Here is an 18,372-nt window from a genome sequence, read left to right as displayed (position 1 = left end):
GACGCGGGCGCCTGCGGCTTGGCCCCGGTCCGACGAGCCCGCCGGGGGCCGGTCGTCCCCCTTGCGTACCCCCCCGGCGCTCCTATAATTGCGGGACTGGACGGCTCGCCGGCGTCTCGCCGGTCCCTGTGGTCGCCGGCCGCATGTCCTTCCCGTCGGGTTTCCCGAGGGGGAGAATGGGATCGCGGTTCGTTGCGGCGTCAGGCCGGTCCCGACAGCGCGGGTGTAGCTCAGTTGGTAGAGCACAACGTTGCCAACGTTGTTGTCGTGGGTTCGAATCCCATCACCCGCTCTTTAGGTTGGAATTGATTCAGCCCGCACTTTCTGGTTCAGAGGGTTGCGGGCTGGTTTGTTTCGCAAGGATTGTTTTTCCGGACCCGTTGCGGCCTTCGCCGCTCGCCCGGCCCGACGCGTCGTTCGACAAGCAGTTGTTCGGCGAGTCGTTCGGCGGGGCGATGCTGAGGGTCCGACTCCGCTCACTCCCTATCGTGGGACCCCGCGCCGATGTCTGCTGATGACGCCCCCGAAGTCGAAGATTCCGCAACCGCCGTTGAGGAGAAGCCGCAACGGCTCACCCTCGACGTGAAGGTCGACGCCCCCAGCGCCTGCGAGCGGCACGTCACCGTGCAGGTGTCGCGCGACGATATCGAGCGGTACCTCGACGAGGCCTACTCGGGCATGATGGCCACGGCCGCCGTGCCCGGATTTCGCGTCGGCCGGGCGCCGCGCAAGCTCGTCGAAGGGAAGTTCAAGGACGAGGTCGTCCAGCAGATCAAGGGCTCGCTGCTCATGGACAGCCTGAGCCAGATCAGCGAGGACAGCATTTTCACGGCCATTAGCGAACCAGAGTTGAACCTCGAGGGGGTCGACGTCCCCGACGAAGGGCCGATGACCTTCGAGTTCGACATCGAAGTTCGTCCCGAGTTCGAGATGCCCAAGTGGAAGGGCCTCACGATCGAACGCCCGGTCCGCGAATTCACCGACGCCGACGTCGCCGTGCAGCTTGAGCAGATGCTGTCGCGTTACGGCCAGCTCGTGCCGTTCGACGGGGCGGCCGAAGCGGGCGACTACGTCGTGGCGAATATCGTCGCCCGGCACGACGGGGCCGAGGTCGCTCGGGAAGAGGAAGCGGTCCTGCGAATCCGCGAAAAGTTGAGCTTCCTCGACGGCAGCCTCGAAGGCTTCGACAAGCTGATGGTCGGCGCCAAGGCGGGCGACAAGCGCGCCGGCACGGTGAAGCTGACCTCCGACGCCCCGAACGAGGAGCTTCGCGAAAAGGAGATCGAGATCGAGTTTGACGTGCTCGAGATCAAGACGCTCAAGCTCCCAGAACTGTCCGAAGATTTCCTGGCCGAAATCGGCAATTTCGAGTCGGAAGAGAAGCTGCGCGAGGCGATCAAGGCGAATCTCGTCCGGCAGCTCGAGTACGAGCAGCAGAAGATCGCCCGCAAGCAGATTGCCGCGGAACTGACCAAGAAGGCCGACTGGGACCTGCCGCCGGGCCTGCTCAAGCGGCAAACGGCCCGCGAACTGGAACGGGCCGTCATGGAGTTGCGTCGGGCGGGGTTCAGCGAAGCCCAGATCCGCGCCCACGAAAACAATCTCCGGCAGAACAGCGGCGCCTCGACCGCCAAAGCGCTTAAGGAGCATTTCGTGCTCGAGCGGATCGCCGAGGAAGAGAAGATCGAGGCCGAGGAGGGAGATTTCGACAAGGAAATTTTCCTGATCGCCATGCAAAGCGGCGAGTCGCCTCGCCGAGTCCGGGCCCAAATCGAGAAGCGGGGCCTGATGGACGTGTTGCAGAACCAGATCGTCGAGCGCAAAGTTCTCGAACGGGTCCAGGCCGAAGCGAAGTTCAAAGACCAACCGTACGAGCCGGCCAAACTGACCGAGGAAGCGATCAACATGGCCGCCGGCGGCGCCGGGGCCAACGCGATCCCCGAAGCCAAGGACGAAGCCGAGACGGCCGAAGAGGCGTAGATTCGCCCGCGGCGGAACGAGGAGACCCGACATGCATCGGATGCGGTTGGCGACGGTCCTGGTCGCGCTCGGTTGTGCTCGCAGCGCGCCGACCTTCACCCTCGTCGGCGACGGAATCGCCGTTCCGACCGAACGCGTGACCGCGTACAGTCAGTCGCATGGCGTGACTCGAGACGAAGCAAGGAAGGCGCTGCTCGCCGAGATCGACGCCGCCAACCAACGCGAGAGAAGCAGGGCCGAGGCTTCGGCCGCAAACAGAAACTAATCGAGCGAAGCCGGCGGCACTGCCTCCGGCAAGGTCGCTTGGCGCACGAGTATTAAGGAGATTGCCCCGTGAACCACGGCTCGCCATTCGATGCGCCGCATCGCGACCCGCTGCTCGCCGCCGCGATGCGCGACTATCAGCGGCAGCGGCAGATGACCTTGGGCGACCTGCTCTTGGAAAACCGCGTCATCTTTCTCCAGGGGGAGATCTACGACGGCAACGCCAACGAGCTGGTGATGAAGCTCCTGTATCTGCAGAGCGACAATCGCCGCAAGGACATCCATTTCTACATCAATTCGCCGGGAGGAAGCGTCACCGCGACCCTGGCGATCTACGACACGATGCAGATGATCTCGCCCACTGTGGCGACCTATTGCGTCGGGCTCGCCGCCAGCGGCGGGGCGGTGCTCTTGGCCGGCGGCGCCAAGGGGAAGCGGTTTGCGCTGCCCCACTCGAAGGTGATGATCCACCAGCCGCACGGCGGGGTCGGGGGGCAGGTCTCGGACATCGAAATCCAGGCCCGCGAAATCATCAAGACCCGCGAGGTCCTCAACCAGATCCTCGCCGGCCACACCGGCAAGACGGTCGAGGACATCCACAAGGCGTGCGATCGCGACTACTACATGTCGGCCCAAGAGGCGAAGGACTTCGGCGTCGTCGACGACATCCTCGACAAGCAAACTGTTGCGGCCGAGGACGAATAGTCGGCTGCCCGCCGGGCGCAGCGACATGGAATCCTCCACCGAGCGCACAGGGGTCGCGGAGGACTGCCAGGGACGAGCCTAGCTTGATTGCATTCAGGCAGGTCCCCTTGCGTCTTGGCGTTTGCCCTGCCCTCCGTGGCGAAAGAAACCGATCACAACCAGCAGAGTCAATCGAGGCCCGTCATGCCGCTCATTCCCTACGTCATTGAAAAGTCCGGCCGCGACGAGCGGGCCATGGACATCTACAGCCGACTGCTGGTCGACCGAATCGTGTTCCTCGGCTCGGGGGTGAACGACGAGGTGGCCAACGCGATCGTCGCGCAGATGCTGTTCCTGCAGTCCGACGATCCCAAGGCCGACATCCACCTCTACATCAACTCGCCGGGCGGCAGCGTGACGGCCGGGATGGCGATCTACGACACGATGCAGTTCGTCACCTGCGACGTCGCCACCTACTGCCTGGGACAGGCCGCGTCGATGGGCGCCGTCCTGCTGGCCGCCGGCGCCGCGGGCAAGCGCCACGCCCTGCCCAACTCGCGGATTATGATCCATCAACCCTCCGCCGGGGCCGAGGGAACCGCCGAGGACATCATGATCCACGCGGCCGAGTATCTGAAGACCAAGCAAAAGCTCAACCGGATCCTGATGGAGCACACCGGCCAGACGATGGAGCAACTCGAGAAAGACACTGACCGCGACAAATTCATGTCGGCCGAGGAAGCGCTCGAGTACCGGATCATCGACAAGGTCGTCAGCCGAATGGGGGCGTAAGGGGAGCCTCAGCGGCTTTCTTGCCGGGCGGGGAATGTTACGTTGCGCCGCGTGGGCGCAGTCCTTCCCGCGCGCCCTTCAGGCTTCAGGGACCGTTATTCTGGCCCCCGCCGCTGTCCAAAAATCGTGAGCGATCGCACTATCGTTCTCCCCGCGACCGGCGGCGAACCTCCGCCCACTCGAGTTCCAGCGGCTCCAGCGGCTTGGCGGCGAGGCCGTCGACCTGCTGGTCGACGGCGGCGATCCGGGCGTCATGGTCGGGGTGGGTGCTGATCCATTCCAGGGCCTTGGGAACTCGGCCTTGGCCCTCCGCCTTCAATCTCGCGAAGAACCGCGACAGCCCGCGCGGATCGAGCCCTGCGGCGTGCATCATCCGCACCCCCTCGGCGTCGGCCGAGGCTTCCTGTTCACGGCTGTACTTGTTCTGCGTGGCGAATCGCAGCAACTCGACCCCGGCGGTGGCGATCCCTTCGACGTTGCCCAATACCAGATTGACCGCCAGCGCAAGCCCCATCGATTGGCCGATTCGTTCGATGCCGTGCCGCAGCGTCACGTGGGCCATCTCGTGCGCGATCACGCCGGCCAGTTCGTTCGGGTCGTCGCATGCCGCGATCAGGCCGGTAAAGACGACGATTTGCCCCCCCGGCAGAGCGAAGGCGTTGAGCACGTCGGCCTGGATCACGTGGACGCGAAAATCGAACGCCGCGTCCCCTTGCCGCCCCGCGTTGGCGTGCTTGCCGAGCCGCTCGACGATCGTCTCGATCGCGTCGACGACCACGGGGTCGCGAAGCTCGGGCCCTTCCTTCTCCATGGCCGTGAAGGCGTGATCGCCGAGCGTGCGATCGACGCTGGGAGGCAGGGCCTTGAGCGCTGCCCGCGCCCCGGCCATCACGCCGTAGTAACCGCCGACCAACAGCAGCCCCAGCGCGACCAACCCCAACGTAAGGAGCCCGCGCCCTTGGCGTCCCCGGGCTTGACGCAGCACGAGCATCTGCTCGACCTGCTCGTTGAGCCCCGAGCCGCGGGCCTGCGCGAGCGCCTGCGGGAACCGCTTGTCCTCGCAGAAAATCGTGAGCGAGCGATCCGCATTGCGGCAGAAAACCATTCGCCCGCTGGCGCCCCCCATTTCCAGCTGGCAGTCGCCCCAGCGGACGGTGAATCGCTGGCCGTCGGAGGCGAACGCGACGATCCCCTCGGGAGCGAGCGTGATCGTCGCGCCGGCTCGACCCCCGTCGATCCGCTCCGAGAACACGCCGCCAGTGAAGTCGGACATGAGAGGAGGGTGCGGGGGAAAAGTGGATGCGGAAGGGCGGGGGACCGAGACTTATCGACGGCGACAGCGCGTGAGCGTCCGGCGCAGGCGACGCGAAGTCACCCCCAGCAGCCTTCCTCACGCTTCAGGACTCGCCTACCACTTCAGCCCGAACATCTCGCCGCCTCCGGCGCCGGCGCGGCCTCCCTTGAGGTGCTCGGCCTCGCGGCGACGGCGCTCGCGGCGCTTCTCGGCCTCGGGATCGGGCTGTTCGGGGGCGTGGCGAGCTTCTTCGCGGGGGGGCTTCTCGGGCTTGGGCAACAGGGCCTTCAGCGACAGGCCGATCCGCTGGGCGTCGACATCGACGCTTTGCACCTTGGCCTCGACGTCTTGTCCTTCGCTCAGCACGTCGGAGACGCGCTGCACCCGGCCATGGCCGAGTTCGGAAATATGAATCAGCCCCTCGACCCCGGCCTCCAGCCGCACGAAGGCGCCAAATTGCATCAGCTTGGTGACCGTCCCCTTGGCCGTTGTCCCGACAGGGTAGCGCTCGGGGACCTTGGCCCAGGGGTTCTCGCCGACCTCGCGGTAGGAGAGAGCGATCTTGCCGGTCTCTTTGTTGATCTTCTCGACCTTGACCTTCACCTGCTGGCCGACGGTGAGGACTTCGTTGGGATGGCCGACGCGTTCCCAGCTAAGCTGGCTCACGTGAATCAACCCGTCGGCGCCCCCCAGGTCGATGAACGCGCCGAAGTCCTGCAGGCTGCGGACGATCCCCTCGCGAATTTGCCCCGGGGCGATCTCGGCGAGCAACTCCTCGCGCTTTTCCTTCCGCTCGCGCTCCATGAGGGCGCGGTGGCTGAGGACCAGGTTCTTGCGTTTGCGGTTCGCCTCGGTGATGACGCATGCCAACCGCTGGCCGACGTACTCCTCGGCGTTCTCGACGCGGAACATCGAGATCTGCCCCATCGGGATGAAGCCGCGAATGTTCGCCACGGTGCATTCGAGCCCCCCCTTGTTGGCGCCCGAGACGGTCACCTCGACGACCTGACCCTCGTGGACCTCGTCCCAGTTGCCGACGTCGACCGCGGCCGCGGGGAGGGTCGCTTCGTACATCCCCTGATCTTCGTTGAAGCGCGTGACGAGGATGTTCAATTCGGCCCCGATCTCAGGAGGCGTTTCAAATTGCTTCGCGGGGATGACGCCTTGATACTGCACGCCCAGATCGAGAAACACGTCTTCGTCGTGGAGACTCGCCACGCGGGCGGTCATCTTCGTCGAGGGAGCGATCGTCGATTGCTTGGCGGCTTCGACGGATTGCTCGAGGAGCGACTCAACGGAACCTTCCCCGACCGCCGCGTCAAACTCGGCCTGCAACTCGGGCGGCAACTGACCGCGAATATTCGGCGGGGGATACTTCTTGGACGCCGCGGGGGGCGCAGCCGCTGGAGCAGGCGACGACGCGGCGATGGGGAGCGCCGCGGGCTTCGGCGATTCGACGGTCCCTTCGCGTTGCGAGCCGATCTGAATCCGATCGCTGGGCCGCTCCGCTTCGCCAGGAGCGGGAACGGGGACCGGCGCCGCGGCGGCCGGTTCGTCGCCGACGGCAGAAGCCGGCGGCGCCGAGACTGACTCCCGCGCAGCATCCGGGGAAGCAGGGGTCGACTCCTCGGGGCGAGGCGCGTCGTCGGATTCAACAGTCATCGCGGTATGGGTCCTGACGAGTCGGTTTCCGCACAAGCCATCGACGCGATTGACGGCCGGTCGCAGGGCGACGGCGAGCGCGCGAGCAAGACGCGCCGCATGGCGACGTCATAAGGCCGCCTGGAAACCTCAGCAAACGTAGAAGTTACGGCCGGCTCCCGTCGTCCGGCCAAGCGCCAAGTGTACCAGCGGGGCGGAGCAGGGTGCAACTAGCGGAGACCGCTGGCGGAAGGATTCGGATTCAGGGGACCGCGAGACGATGGGGCCATGGGATTTTCGGATCATCGGACGATGGGACGCACTGCCGCTCCAGTCTTGTCCTCCGATCGGGCCGCTGTCCCTGAGCCCCGCCCCCGTTTCGCTATCTCCCCCGATTCGCCTTCGCCAGTCGCTCGGCGACTGCCGGGATGAGCCGGGCCGCGTTCTCCGCATAGACGCGACGCAGCACCTCGTCAGGGAGCCCCAGGCCGTAAATGTTCCACAGCCCCTGCGGCGGGTACTGGTCTTCGGCGTAAGGAAAATACTCGTCGCGGGTTTCGAGCAGCCGCCAGTGGGGTCGCAGTCGGGCGAGATTGCGCGGACCGTCGGTGCCGAACAGGATGCGATCGGAATACTTCAGAAAGAACTCCCGGGCGGTATAAGGTTGCCGGCCCAGTTCGGCGATGCGGGCCGCCAGTTCGACATGGAGGTTCGGATACGTGTCGAGGGCATGCCCCAGCGCCGCGAGGTCCTCGGGATCGCCCCCCAGGTGGGCCCCGATGAAGGCGGTGCGCGGATGCCGGGCGACGACGCGATGAAACGCCGCCAGAAGCTCCGCGTGCGTCGGAAACTCGGGCCCGGCGAAACTCCACTCGGGATGCCGCGACAACTCCTCCCACCGCTCGTTGAAGCGATCGACCGGATCGAAAAACGCCCGCGGGTCGGCCACGTGAATCAGCACCGGCAACTGGAGCTGGCCGCAGGCGGTCCAGATTGGGTCCCATCGCGGGTCGTCGATCGTCGCCAGCGTGCCGTCGGCGTTGCGATATCCGAGCCCCAGTTGTTTGAAGACCTTGAGCCCTGCAGCCCCGGCGGCCTTGGCCTCGGCCAGCGCAACAGCCGTGCGACGGCCGAAATCGGGCCGCTGGCAATCCCAGGTCGCCGGATCGTCCTCCCGCCCGGAGCCCTGCCAGTCGATGTTCGCAAACACGACGAACCGATCGCGATGCGGGGCGAGAAACGCCAGATGTTCGACAAGTCGATCGCCCAGTTCCCCGTCCAAGCTGACGCAAACCGCGATCCGTTGGTCGTCCATCAACCGGACGAACTCGTCAAGCGCCGCGGGAGACTGCATCAACTTGTGCCGGCAGTGGACGTGGACGTCGACCACCGGAAACTTCGCCCGAGCCGGCCTGTGCTCGGCGAGCACAAGCTGCGACCGGGGGCGAAACTGTTCAATCGCCAACGGCCGCCCCTCCGCCCCGTCAAGCGGCTCGGCGGCGCCGGCAGGTCGAAACTCGCACAGAGACGCTAAGCCGCACAGCAAGACCAAGACTTGCCGGCGCCGGCCGAGCGGCGCAACGCTTCGCGCTGATGCGACGTTACGCGGGGTCATGCCAGAACCTCGCGCAATCGGAAGTGAAACTTGCCAAGTTTGCCGCCGTAGTTGCCGGCGGAGACGGCGGGGACTCCTTCGCCCGCGGCGGCTTTGATCGCGGCCCGCATCGCGGCGGCGACGGCCGGCTCGTCGACGCCGTTGATCACGATCTCGTAGGCAGCCGCGGCGTCGGCGACGAGCTCCGACACGACGCGTCCGCGGAGCGCGGGGCAAAACGACTCGTTCGTCGAGGCGACGAGCCCCGTGTACCGCGAGCCGACCTTGCTGCCGCTGCGAACGACGCCGCCCGGAAAGGGCGCGATCACCCCGGGCATGGCGGCGATCGCCTCGACGCCGCGCCGCGCCGCCGCGAGCGCCGTCGTCGAGGTCGTTCCCTGCACAATCAGGTTGCCTCCGGCGATCCCCTTGGCGACGCCGACGGTCTCCTCGACGAGAAACTCGCCGTCCATGACGGGGATCCGCCAGAAACGCCGGTCGCCGACGACCTTGCTCTTTTGGAACCCGTCGCCGAAGAACCGCAGCCGATTTCCCAGGGGGACTTGCTCCTCGGCGTCGGCCAAACCGTTATACGCCGCGGTCGTCGGGCAGGTCATCAGGCACTGCCCCGCGCGGTTGGGGACGGCCTTGGCGAGCCCCTCGGTCGAGAACCCGAAAGCGAGCACCGCCGCCCCCGGCCGACCGTCGGGCGTTTCCGCCGGGGCGAGCAACCGCTCGATCCCGACCTCGGCGTCGCACCCGATCACCGAGCACCCGTAGCCGCAAAACGCCCGCAGCGCTGCGTCGAGCCAATCCGAATCGGCCGCTGTGACGACCAGCCGAGCGAAGCGCATGCGGAACGCCTCGGCAAAGGTGTCGACGACAAGCGTAGGACCGAGGTGCATGGCGCGTGGCGGCGAAGCGAGGGGATCAATCGACGGGCAAGAAGCGGCGACGCAAGCAACAGGGTTATCATCATCGTTGTCCCGGGCGGAGACAAGTTGTCGTCTTCCGCTCGCCCGAGCAGGTTCCGGCTCCGGGGGGCATGACCAGGGCCGACCTTGTGCGGACGGCGTTCGCCTGGCAGACGGCCGCCGATTGCATCGCTAGAATCCTCCGCCGCGTCGCCCGCGACCCGCCGAGCGTTCCGCCGCGGGGCCGTCGACCAAACCAAGCTGATCAAGCGCCTGCTCGACTTGCCCGATCACCGCGGCCGTGTGGCGCACGAAGACGCGATCGCCGACGACGTGAAGAAACGACTCGTCGGAGCCGGCGGAGACGTTGTCCCACGGGACGGAACGCCGCAAAGCGTCCGCAATCGTCGACCGGGCGCCCTCGACCGCAACGAGGTCCGGCGAACTGAGCTTGAAGCCGCGAGTCGACATCGAAAAGGGATTTTCGTCCTCAACCTGCCCCACGTCGAGCAAACGTCCGCGAGCCAGCCGGATCTGGGCCAACAGATCCTCGACGAGGTCGTGGACGCGGGCCGTCTGCGTAATGACGAGCATCCCCGGCGCGAGCGGCTCGATTTGCCCCTCGCCCGTGCCGTTTCTCGCCCAACTGTCGATCATGACGGTCGCCGTAACGACGTGGACAAATTCCGTAAAATTCGGCTTCGCAGGGCCGTGCGATCTGCCGGACGACGCGCCTGCGACGAGATCGGCAACAGGATAAACGCGGGTGAACAACCGTTGATCGGCTTCATCAACCGTCGTGACGAGCAACACTTCCTTGTCGACGACGTAGGCAAGATCCTCGACCTCGGCCAACAGCAGTTCAAGAGCCGAGCGAAGCGACACGCCGGAGACGGCGACCGAGACTTCGACCTCGGGCGAGACGGCCAAAGCGTCGAGCGCCGGGCGATCGAACACGATCGGCAGCTCGTACTCCTCAGCCAGGACGGCCGTCACCTGATTGAGAGGCGTCTCCGAGAATTGCAGCGGTTGTCGCAGCGGTTGATCGAGAATCGCGTTGATCCGCTCCGCAGCGACGGCGCGCATTCGCTGGGAGGCCGGTCGGTCGAGCGCCTCGGCTTGGGCCGGCCCTGCCATGCCGAACTCGCCGCCGCCGTACCCGCCCATGCCTTCGTCCATCCTAGCCGGATCCGCACCCAGACGCCCGCCGTACTCCCCACCGCGACCGCCGAATTGGGCGACGGCCGGACCGACAATCAACAGTGCGGCCATTGCGGTCAGCGCGCAGCATGACCCCTCAAGAGCGACTCGCATGACATGCCTCCTCGGTTGATGCGCAGCGGTTCCGGCGCCACGCCAGCACAGAGAGAAAACCCCACGCCGAGGGCGGTTCCGGGCGCCGCTCGGCACATGGCGGGAAAATAAGCGAGAAGAGACCTCGCCGTCAAGAAAACGGAGAAATGCTGGGAACGAGTCGCGTTGGAAAGCGGCGTCAGCCGGCGAGCTGAGCGTCAGCCCGCTGCCGATGCAGCGTAAACTTGCGACGTCACGGAACTCCCCCGCTGGCTTAGAGAAACGAAAAAACGAAGACGCACGGCGCGCGAGCGCCGTGCGTCTCCTTTCCGTTGGAGCTATTCCCTGCGCAGAATCTGCGCAAATCGGCTTAGCCTGTCGACGACCTCAACCGCGGTTGCGGCGGACGGCCGTGACTGCGATCAACCCGATCATGGCGAGCCCGATCGTGGTCGGCTCGGGGACGACGCCCATGAAGGTCTGGCTGAAGTCGGTCAGCACGACGCGCGTCGGACCGTCGCCATTGCCGCCGTAGATCTGGATGTCTTTCGAGATCTGCAGCTTGTTGGCGGGGGTGACGATCGGCTTGCTGTCGACGAGTTGAGTGAAGCCGGGATCCGAGAACACGCCCAGCGTGTAAGGCGCTTGCGTGCTGTTGGGATCCATCGGAACCACTTTCTCAACGATCGTCGCATACGGGTTGCCCGACAAGTCGCCGAACAGGACCGGACCGAACGAGAGTCCATGCTCCATGAAGGCGTATCCCTGCGGCGCCATCGCAGTGAAGTCAAGGACGAATTCGCTGAACTCGCCTTCCTTCCACACGCCGGGGAACTGGAACTTCAGTTCCACTTTGTTGTTGGGCAGCGCGATCGCCGTCACCGAGAAGTTCTCGGGCGGAATCGGAGTGTGATTGACTGACGCGGTCGGCGTCAGCTTGAAGTCGGTGAACGTGTAGCCGTTGACGCCGATCGACATGCCGGGCGTCAATTGGTCGATCGTCGCCGACGCGCCCAGGAATGCCGCCGAAGCGACGCCCGGAAGCGTCAGCAGACAGATCGCGGCGAACAGCGTTCGTCGCAGGTTGCTAGCCAGTGATTTCATTGTACTGTCGTCTCAAAGGTTTCAGTGTTGGGAAAGACAACGGATGATGTCTACGTGCGCTGCCACGTACGGCTCTCGAAGGCCGGCAGCGCGGCGGCGAGTCCCGGAGGACCGCGCCGCTTGGTCAATTCGAGTAGTTGCGGCGACTTCTTCGTCGCCCGGCTGTCAGCGTCATGCTGGCGGCTTTCAACTCTTTTAGCTTCCTGCCATGCCAGCCGTCCGTCTCGCGTCGGTCGGCTAGGCCCTCGGCAATCCTTCGTCGTTCCTTCTGTCGGTCGTTCCGTCGCGCGTCGTTCGGCGGTCGGTCAGGTCCGCCGGTTGCGTCGCTGGTGAATTCCTCCGGCGGCGGCATTAGTCCGACGTTTGGTTCGCTTGGCCGGCAGCCTTCGCACGGCTTGTCGTTGGGGCGCCGAGCGCCCCGTCGGTTCGTCGAAGGAATCGACCCCAATCTCCGCGACTCGTTTACTGCTCATGGCGCCCTCTGGTGAACTCGCGATTCTCGTCGTGCGTTGACAAACCGACGACGAGAATCTGCCTTGCGTGTCGAAGTGTCGCCTGCTTCTCCTGTTCCGTTGGCCGCGATGCCCCGTGGGACGAACTCTTGCGGGCGGCCCGCTCATGGCGAGCAAGTCTGCCCGGCGCTGCACGGCTAACTGCCGCGCCAAGTCGCCGACTCCAATTCGTCTCGACGAGCGTTCAAGCGGCGAATCGCGTTGCGAACGTCGCTGAACACCGAGGTCAGTTGCAGGGGCGTCCTCGCCTCGGGCAAATAGGCCCAAGCTCCCAACGAGCGAGCCCACGTCTCTTCACTGCCGCTGGCGTCGCTGCCGCTCACCACGAGCAAGCCGGGGCAAATCGCCAGAACGCTCTCCACGGCTTGTTCCAGGTTCAGTCGGCTTTCGTCGGCCGAGCAGGGATTCTCGGGGAGGTCGATCCACAAGAGGTCGGCGCGAAACAGAAACGCTTGGCGGACGAGCGCCGATCCGTCGGCGACGACGACAGGCAGCCAGTCGGCATCGAGGGCCGCCAGTTCGATCAAACGACGCCGCTGCTCCAGCAGCGACACGGCCAAGCAGCGGTAAAGCTGCGGCGGCGCTTGCAGAGCCTCTGGAACGGAACAACGTTCCTGCGGCGCGGTTGAAAGGTTTGTCGTCATACTCAAGTTGACCATCGACGAGAGCTAACTCGACTCGCGCAGGATTTCCGTCAAGGCGCCTGCATCGTCTCGCGCCCAGCAGGCCTCGCCTCTCAACGGGAACGGCCTTGGGCATCGCCGCGAAAGGATCGCATGGCAGGTTCGCACGTTTCTTGACCGTTTCCGGAAGCAACCGCCTCGCCCGCGACGACCGATTCAAACGAAGGCTCCGGCCTGCAAGGCCCGCCCAGGATGAATCGCACGCGCGCAAACGCTCTCGCGTCCTCACGCCGGCGTATCATGGGCGTGCACAAACGTCTCGGGCGCGGTCCGGGCCGACGGGACCTCCGTCTGTCGGACCGGCCTGAACAACCGACGCGAGCGCACTACCAAGCGATCTTCCGACGACGGCGACGATGAATGCCGTTGACCGACTGAGGGGCCTTGCCCCGCTTGCGGCCATGCACCGGCCGGCGTTCGCGGCCGTTCGCCGCCTTGCCGTCGCGACGGAAGCCGTCGCTGACGCCGCCCTGGTAGTTCATGTCATCCGATTCGTAGAGATGGGTGTGACTCATTTGCTTTTCTCCTTAGCGTCGCTCGGCAGCGGAGGACGGCGACCCCGTGTCGCGGCTCTCTCGCTTGCCGACATTGCCCGTCATGGGGGCGAACGCACCTACAAATGCGACGCTCGCATCATCCCGCACGACCGGTCTGCGACCTGCGTGCGTACTCCGAGCGTCGAGATACGTCTATGCGAGTCTCGTGCCAATGTCCTGTGCTGCGAGGAGATTTGCGGCTTTCCCCGGCGTTTGATGCAGCCTGCGTCATGTCGGTCGCCCGAGAAAGCCTGAGGCGAACTCACCAAGATTGTGAGAGGGCCGCGTGATCGACGGAGCCTCGCTCGGCAATTGCAGGGAATTAGCATGAAATCACTAAAGCAGTGAATGCTCACTAATATGGTGAGGCAGGCGTTCCGCCGGCGATGTTCGAGTAGGTTGCAGGTCGTTGCAGCAAAGCTGGCATTGCCGAAGCGGCTGCGCAGCATCAGCGCATCCGTAGCCGGATTTGCGATGGCGAAGCGAGAAGAAGCGGTGCGTCAGCCGCTGGGGAGGCGGGCCGTCGGCGACGTGTCGTTGCGCGACGGAACGAGCAGGCGGGACGAGAGTCGAGGCTCGCCGGTCGTCGTCAGGACGATGGCGAGCAAGACGAGGGGGGCGTGCGGGCAGCAGAGCTACTCCGCGGTTTGATCCTCCGAACCGAGTTGGGCCAACAAGCGAGTCATCGTGTTTGGGTGAATCCCCAACAACCGAGCCGCCTGCGACTTATGGCCGCCGGTGGTCTTCAGCGCCTGTTCGACTGCGGCTCGCCGCAGCTTGGAAAGGTCCGTGTACGGCAGCGAGGAATTGCCGTCCTGACCAGGCCGGGATCCCGGGAGCGTCGGCTCGCATTCCAGCACGTAGCTTTGCTCGATCACAAACCCAAGCTGGCGAATATTGCCGGGCCAAGCGTAACTGCAGAATTCGGCGAGTCGATCGGGCGAAGGGCGCCAAACAGGACGCTGGTATCTCGCGGCAAACCGACGCGAGAAATGATCGATGAACATCGGGATGTCGGCGGGACGTTCGCGGAGTGCGGGCATTCGCAACTCGACCAAGTTCAGCCGGTAGTACAGGTCCTCGCGGAACCGGCCCGCGGCGACCTCGTCCTCCAGGTTCTTGTTTGTGGCGGCGATGATCTGCACGTCGACCCGCAGCGGATGAGCGGCGCCCACGGGCGTCACCTCCCCCTCCTGCAGCACGCGTAGCAATTTGGGCTGCAATTCGAGGGGCATGTCGCCAACTTCATCGAGGAAAACGATCCCCCCCTCGGCGGCGCGAAACACGCCCAGACTGGCCCCCGCGGCGCCGGTGAACGCCCCCCGTTCGTGGCCGAACAACTGGCTCTCGGCCAGAGTGGGGGTCAATGCGGCGCAATTGACCGGCAGAAACGACCTTCCTTGGCGAGGGCCGATCCGGTGAAGCATGCGCGCCCAGACCTCTTTGCCCGTGCCGGTTTCTCCGGTAAGCAAAACGGTGCACTCCACCTGAGCGGCACGCTCGGCGTGATGGGCAATTCGGGTGACTGCGGCGTCGGTTCCGATGACGACGCGAGCTGGATCATCAGGCGGGAGATTGGTAAAGCGATCCAGCGAAGGGGTAGCAATTACTGCCATCTGTTCACTGCTCCGGGGCAAGTCCAAGATAAGTGACTTGCCGAGTTCTTGCCGTGCCACGTCCGTCAACGCTGACAGAAGTTATCACGGCGCATCATTTCACTAGCGGCCCAGCCATAGTGCCAAAAAAAGGGGGGTAAGACGGCAAGTTGCCGTCCCGCGACCGGCGCAAGAAAGTCCGGTTGGCCAACCCTAATGCCCCTGTCGAGCTAGCCTCTGCTGCCCTGATTCTAATCAGATCTTCAGGACTGCTCAAACAATTGCGCAAGCGCCGGCGAAGAAATCCAGGGAATCAGGACCGGATGAATCGGTTCTGCCGGCCCCGTTGGACGCAGTGGACCTGCCTGCATGAATAATCGCAAGTTGTTTTGCGACAACGTGTTGCGTTGCCTTAAGCCGCTTTTGGCCGATTGAGCAGGGTGACGGTCTGGCTGCCGGGGACGGCCAGCACGCTGATCCGAAGCTCGTCGGCGATCCGATGGAAGTCGGCCGCATCGAGCAGAATTGTCCGGTCCGCCTCGACGGCCAGGACATGCCCCCCCGCCGCGGCTATGGACTGCAAGGTCTTCACCCCGACGGTGGGAACGTCGAACCGCATGTCCTGGCGGGGCTTGGCGACTTTGACGACCGTGAACCCCCGGCCGCCGCAGAGTTCGCCCGCCCGGCGGATGCAGGCGTCGGTCCCCTCGATGGCCTCGACCGCCAGGGGGGCCTGATCCATGACGCAAACCGTCTGGCCAATGTCGAGGTCCCCCATCCGCTTGGCCAGTTCCCAGCCGAACTCCACGTCCCGCCGCTGTCGTGCCGAGAGAGGTCGCCCGGCAATTTGCCCTGCGCCCACAAGCAGTTCGGGGGCGAAGTCGGTGGCCGGCTCGAACACGATTCCTCCCTTGGCGAACGCCTCGACCACCAGATTCAGCAGCGTATCGTCTTTGCGGTCGCTCGCGCCGTAGAGCAATTGACGCGAGAAGGTTCGCAAGCAAGTCCAGTCGGGCCGATGCGTAAGCCACCAACCAGGTTGAAACAACTGGGCCTTATGAACCTTCCCGGCCATCGTCGCGCGGCGAACTCCCCAGCGCCGGAATTGGCGGATGGCTCGCCCCAGGCTCCCCAGCCCGATCCAAGCGAACTCGTCGCACAGTTCCATGAGGGCGGGATCGGCGTGCTTGCGGATCCCCAGTGCAGCGACGCGATGCCCCTGTCGCCGGAGCGCCGCGGCGACGACCAGGGGATAGTCGCCCCAACCGGCCAACAGGCCGATCGGCGGGGCGGTCATGGCGAGCGAAGTCTTCATCGCGGCGTCGGGGGCTGGCAAGTGCGGAGATTAGGCGGCTTGGTCGGCGGGAGGCGACTGCTCAGACCCGGAAAGCCCGAGGCGGCGCTGCAGCTCTTCCAATTCGCTCTGCAGGGCGCGGAAATCACGTCGCATCTCGGGCAACTTCGACACGGCGGCGAACTGCAGCTTTTGCCGGCGGATCGGGGTGGCCGGGCACCCGAGGTACTCGGCGCCTTCGGGGACGTCGTTGCTGACCCCGGCTTTGGAACCCACCACGGCCCGCGAGCCGATGTGGACATGGTCGCGCACTCCCACTTGGCCGGCCATGACGACGTAATCGCCGGTCGAGGTGCTGCCCGCGATGCCGACCTGAGAGCAAATGAGATTGTGCTTTCCCAAGCGGCAGTTATGGCCGATCATCACTTGGTTGTCGATTTTGGTCCCCTCGCCGACCAGTGTGGGCCCGTAGGTGCCCCGATCGATCGTCGTCCCGGCGCCAATCTCGACTTCGGCGCCGACGTCGACGTAACCGAGCTGAGCGGACAAAACGTGCCGACCGTCGCGTTGGCGGTAGCCGAAGCCGTAGGCTCCCAGTACGGCGCCGGCGTGAATGATCACGCGATCGCCGACGCGGGTCTCCTCGTACAGTACGGCGTTCGGGAAGATTGTGACTCCTGCGCCGATCACGCAGCCAGCGAGCAGCCTCGCTCCGGAGTGAATGGTCGAGCCGGGGCCGATCGACACGTCGTCCCCGACAAAGGCGCCGGGGTGAATGTCAACGTCCGCGGCGACCCGGGCGGTCGGGCACACGAACGCCGCGGGGCTGATCCCCAGTCGGCGACGGATGCGACTGGGGCGGAAATGCTCGATTGCCACGGCAAATGCGGCATGAACGTCGTCGACCACGATCGTCGGCTTGTCGGCGACGGCGACCATCGGGGAGACGATCGCGGCGGCGGCGGGGCTCTTGGCCAGGGCGGCGGCCCGGTCGGGGTGGTCGGCCAGCGTCAATTCACCCGGCTGGGCGACTTCAATCGTCGCGGCGCCTACGAGCAGCGTCTCGCCGGAACCTTGGAGTCGCCCCCCCACTAGTCGGGCCATTTCGACCAAGGTGATCGCCATACGGGAGTCCTTTCCCAGGGTTTCGCACAGCCGGCGATGACGACGCTTCCTTGCGTCGGAGGGCTGCGAATCGTACCTCCGGTCAGTCCGCCGGGGAAGATCACTCCCGCCTCAATCGCTCGAAATTGCCGCCACGGTCCCCTTTCCGCTGGCCGGAAACCGTGCTATTCTGCGGGACTTGCCGTTCTCCTCGGGAGCCGGCCTGCGGGTCGCAAGCTCGCCAGACACGCCCCACAACATGGCCGGCGCGGGCGAATTGGCCCGTGCGGCGGTACCAAGCCATAACGACTGCTAGCGACGGAACCACTGTCATGCCCAAGCAAAAGACCCACAAAGGGACCAAGAAGCGGTTCCGCCTGTCGGCCACCGGCAAGGCGATGCATCGCTCGGCAGGCACCAGCCACTTGGCCGCCCGGATGAGCCAAAAGCGCAAGCGTCAACTCCGCGGCACGAGCGCCGCTTCGGTCGTGACGTCGAAGACGATCGCGCAGGCCCTCAACGGCCACAGCTATTAAGGCCAGTTCGTCAGGCGTTCGGCCTGTCGCCGAGGCCGGTCGACCAGTCAAGCTGGATCGACCTGTCAGGAGAAAAGCCTGACCCACACAGTCAACCACGCCGGGCAAACAACGCCTGCCGACGCAAGCAGGGGCCTGGGCGCGAGAATCGTTTGAGCAAGGGGTTCGCCTCGCATGCGTACCACCAAGGGCAGCGCCCGCAATCGGGCGAAGAATCGCCTCTTCAAAAAGGTCAAAGGCTACACCGGCGGGCGGGGCTCGCTGCTGCGGACCGCCAAGGAAACGCTCGTCCGGGCCGAGGCGTTTGCGTTCCGGGACCGTCGGGTGCGGAAACGCGAGTTCCGCAAGTTGTGGATCATCCGCATCAACGCTGCGGCCCGCGAGCGCGGCTTGCGCTACAGCGAGCTGATCGCCGGGCTGAAAAAGGCCGCGCTCGAACTCGACCGCAAGACGCTCGCCGAGATGGCCGTCAACGATACCGCCGCCTTTGACGCGGTGGTGGAAAAGGCTCGCGAAGCCCTCTCGGCCTAACGCGCCAGCGGGGGTGCAGCA

17 protein-coding genes and 1 tRNA gene are annotated in these 18,372 nt (G+C 65.3%); 7 read left to right on the top strand and 11 right to left on the bottom strand.

Annotated features, from left to right (window positions below; genetic code table 11):
• Positions 1–219 precede the first annotated feature (219 nt).
• From KF688_11305 to KF688_11285, 5 genes are all read left to right on the top strand, one after another.
• Positions 220–292 (top strand) — tRNA-Gly (locus tag KF688_11305).
• Positions 293–504: 212 nt separating this feature from the next.
• Positions 505–1,980: a trigger factor gene (tig, locus tag KF688_11300; protein ID MBX3426256.1), complete on the top strand. Its 1,476-nt coding sequence runs from the start codon at positions 505–507 to the stop codon at positions 1,978–1,980.
• 40 nt (positions 1,981–2,020) lie between these two features.
• Positions 2,021–2,245, top strand: coding sequence for a hypothetical protein (locus KF688_11295; protein ID MBX3426255.1), 225 nt, complete (start codon positions 2,021–2,023; stop codon positions 2,243–2,245).
• A 125-nt stretch (positions 2,246–2,370) separates the two neighbouring features.
• The gene (locus tag KF688_11290) at positions 2,371–2,949 is read left to right on the top strand and encodes an ATP-dependent Clp protease proteolytic subunit (GenBank protein MBX3426254.1); all 579 of its coding nucleotides are present in this window, start codon (positions 2,371–2,373) and stop codon (positions 2,947–2,949) included.
• Positions 2,950–3,132: 183 nt separating this feature from the next.
• Positions 3,133–3,720, top strand: coding sequence for an ATP-dependent Clp protease proteolytic subunit (locus KF688_11285; GenBank protein ID MBX3426253.1), 588 nt, complete (start codon positions 3,133–3,135; stop codon positions 3,718–3,720).
• A 139-nt stretch (positions 3,721–3,859) separates the two neighbouring features.
• On the opposite strand, the gene KF688_11280 is transcribed toward KF688_11285, so the two are convergent.
• From KF688_11280 to lpxD, 11 genes are all read right to left on the bottom strand, one after another.
• A complete protein-coding gene (locus KF688_11280; protein MBX3426252.1) occupies positions 3,860–4,993 on the bottom strand; it encodes a M48 family metallopeptidase in 1,134 nt (377 codons plus the stop codon).
• 135 nt (positions 4,994–5,128) lie between these two features.
• Positions 5,129–6,676, bottom strand: a complete 1,548-nt coding sequence (locus tag KF688_11275; GenBank protein ID MBX3426251.1) for a S1 RNA-binding domain-containing protein — start codon at positions 6,674–6,676, stop codon at positions 5,129–5,131.
• Between the two features lie 361 nt (positions 6,677–7,037).
• The gene (locus KF688_11270; protein MBX3426250.1) at positions 7,038–8,270 is read right to left on the bottom strand and encodes an amidohydrolase family protein; all 1,233 of its coding nucleotides are present in this window, start codon (positions 8,268–8,270) and stop codon (positions 7,038–7,040) included.
• Positions 8,267–9,154, bottom strand: a complete 888-nt coding sequence (gene fhcD / locus KF688_11265; GenBank protein ID MBX3426249.1) for a formylmethanofuran--tetrahydromethanopterin N-formyltransferase — start codon at positions 9,152–9,154, stop codon at positions 8,267–8,269. Before fhcD ends, KF688_11270 begins: the two co-directional genes overlap by 4 nt.
• A 201-nt stretch (positions 9,155–9,355) precedes the next feature.
• On the bottom strand, positions 9,356–10,477 hold the full coding sequence (locus tag KF688_11260) for a hypothetical protein (protein ID MBX3426248.1): 1,122 nt from the start codon (positions 10,475–10,477) through the stop codon (positions 9,356–9,358).
• Positions 10,478–10,843: 366 nt separating this feature from the next.
• Positions 10,844–11,560, bottom strand: a complete 717-nt coding sequence (locus tag KF688_11255) for a PEP-CTERM sorting domain-containing protein (protein ID MBX3426247.1) — start codon at positions 11,558–11,560, stop codon at positions 10,844–10,846.
• A 649-nt stretch (positions 11,561–12,209) separates the two neighbouring features.
• On the bottom strand, positions 12,210–12,716 hold the full coding sequence (locus tag KF688_11250) for a hypothetical protein (GenBank protein MBX3426246.1): 507 nt from the start codon (positions 12,714–12,716) through the stop codon (positions 12,210–12,212).
• 365 nt (positions 12,717–13,081) lie between these two features.
• Positions 13,082–13,270 (bottom strand): hypothetical protein, encoded by a 189-nt coding sequence (locus KF688_11245; protein ID MBX3426245.1) that lies wholly within the window; start codon positions 13,268–13,270, stop codon positions 13,082–13,084.
• A 656-nt stretch (positions 13,271–13,926) separates the two neighbouring features.
• A complete protein-coding gene (locus tag KF688_11240) occupies positions 13,927–14,907 on the bottom strand; it encodes a sigma-54-dependent Fis family transcriptional regulator (protein ID MBX3426244.1) in 981 nt (326 codons plus the stop codon).
• Between the two features lie 391 nt (positions 14,908–15,298).
• Positions 15,299–16,201 carry a UDP-2,3-diacylglucosamine diphosphatase LpxI gene (lpxI, locus tag KF688_11235; GenBank protein ID MBX3426243.1) on the bottom strand — a complete coding sequence of 301 codons (903 nt, stop codon included), beginning with the start codon at positions 16,199–16,201 and terminating at the stop codon, positions 15,299–15,301.
• 30 nt (positions 16,202–16,231) lie between these two features.
• Complete coding sequence (gene lpxD, locus KF688_11230; GenBank protein ID MBX3426242.1) at positions 16,232–17,305, bottom strand: UDP-3-O-(3-hydroxymyristoyl)glucosamine N-acyltransferase; 1,074 nt, start codon at positions 17,303–17,305, stop codon at positions 16,232–16,234.
• Between the two features lie 311 nt (positions 17,306–17,616).
• Between lpxD and rpmI the strand changes: the two genes are divergently transcribed.
• Both rpmI and rplT read left to right on the top strand, forming a co-directional pair.
• On the top strand, positions 17,617–17,820 hold the full coding sequence (gene rpmI, locus KF688_11225) for a 50S ribosomal protein L35 (GenBank protein MBX3426241.1): 204 nt from the start codon (positions 17,617–17,619) through the stop codon (positions 17,818–17,820).
• 174 nt (positions 17,821–17,994) lie between these two features.
• Positions 17,995–18,351 (top strand): 50S ribosomal protein L20, encoded by a 357-nt coding sequence (rplT, locus tag KF688_11220; GenBank protein ID MBX3426240.1) that lies wholly within the window; start codon positions 17,995–17,997, stop codon positions 18,349–18,351.
• Positions 18,352–18,372: the final 21 nt, after the last annotated feature.

This window comes from Pirellulales bacterium, from assembly GCA_019636345.1.
In the GTDB taxonomy this organism is placed as follows: Bacteria; Planctomycetota; Planctomycetia; order Pirellulales; family Lacipirellulaceae.
The sequence above is the reverse complement of the archived record's forward strand: the minus strand, read 5'-3'. Positions and strand labels throughout refer to the sequence as shown.

Coding starts and splice junctions, on each gene's coding strand:
- tig (MBX3426256.1), top strand. CDS start 505: ATGTCTGCTGATGACGCCCCCGAAGTCGAAGATTCCGCAACCGCCGTT.
- KF688_11295 (MBX3426255.1), top strand. CDS start 2,021: ATGCGGTTGGCGACGGTCCTGGTCGCGCTCGGTTGTGCTCGCAGCGCG.
- KF688_11290 (MBX3426254.1), top strand. CDS start 2,371: ATGCGCGACTATCAGCGGCAGCGGCAGATGACCTTGGGCGACCTGCTC.
- KF688_11285 (MBX3426253.1), top strand. CDS start 3,133: ATGCCGCTCATTCCCTACGTCATTGAAAAGTCCGGCCGCGACGAGCGG.
- KF688_11280 (MBX3426252.1), bottom strand. CDS start 4,993: ATGTCCGACTTCACTGGCGGCGTGTTCTCGGAGCGGATCGACGGGGGT.
- KF688_11275 (MBX3426251.1), bottom strand. CDS start 6,676: ATGACTGTTGAATCCGACGACGCGCCTCGCCCCGAGGAGTCGACCCCT.
- KF688_11270 (MBX3426250.1), bottom strand. CDS start 8,270: ATGACCCCGCGTAACGTCGCATCAGCGCGAAGCGTTGCGCCGCTCGGC.
- fhcD (MBX3426249.1), bottom strand. CDS start 9,154: ATGCACCTCGGTCCTACGCTTGTCGTCGACACCTTTGCCGAGGCGTTC.
- KF688_11260 (MBX3426248.1), bottom strand. CDS start 10,477: ATGCGAGTCGCTCTTGAGGGGTCATGCTGCGCGCTGACCGCAATGGCC.
- KF688_11255 (MBX3426247.1), bottom strand. CDS start 11,560: ATGAAATCACTGGCTAGCAACCTGCGACGAACGCTGTTCGCCGCGATC.
- KF688_11250 (MBX3426246.1), bottom strand. CDS start 12,716: ATGACGACAAACCTTTCAACCGCGCCGCAGGAACGTTGTTCCGTTCCA.
- KF688_11245 (MBX3426245.1), bottom strand. CDS start 13,270: ATGAGTCACACCCATCTCTACGAATCGGATGACATGAACTACCAGGGC.
- KF688_11240 (MBX3426244.1), bottom strand. CDS start 14,907: ATGGCAGTAATTGCTACCCCTTCGCTGGATCGCTTTACCAATCTCCCG.
- lpxI (MBX3426243.1), bottom strand. CDS start 16,201: ATGAAGACTTCGCTCGCCATGACCGCCCCGCCGATCGGCCTGTTGGCC.
- lpxD (MBX3426242.1), bottom strand. CDS start 17,305: ATGGCGATCACCTTGGTCGAAATGGCCCGACTAGTGGGGGGGCGACTC.
- rpmI (MBX3426241.1), top strand. CDS start 17,617: ATGCCCAAGCAAAAGACCCACAAAGGGACCAAGAAGCGGTTCCGCCTG.
- rplT (MBX3426240.1), top strand. CDS start 17,995: ATGCGTACCACCAAGGGCAGCGCCCGCAATCGGGCGAAGAATCGCCTC.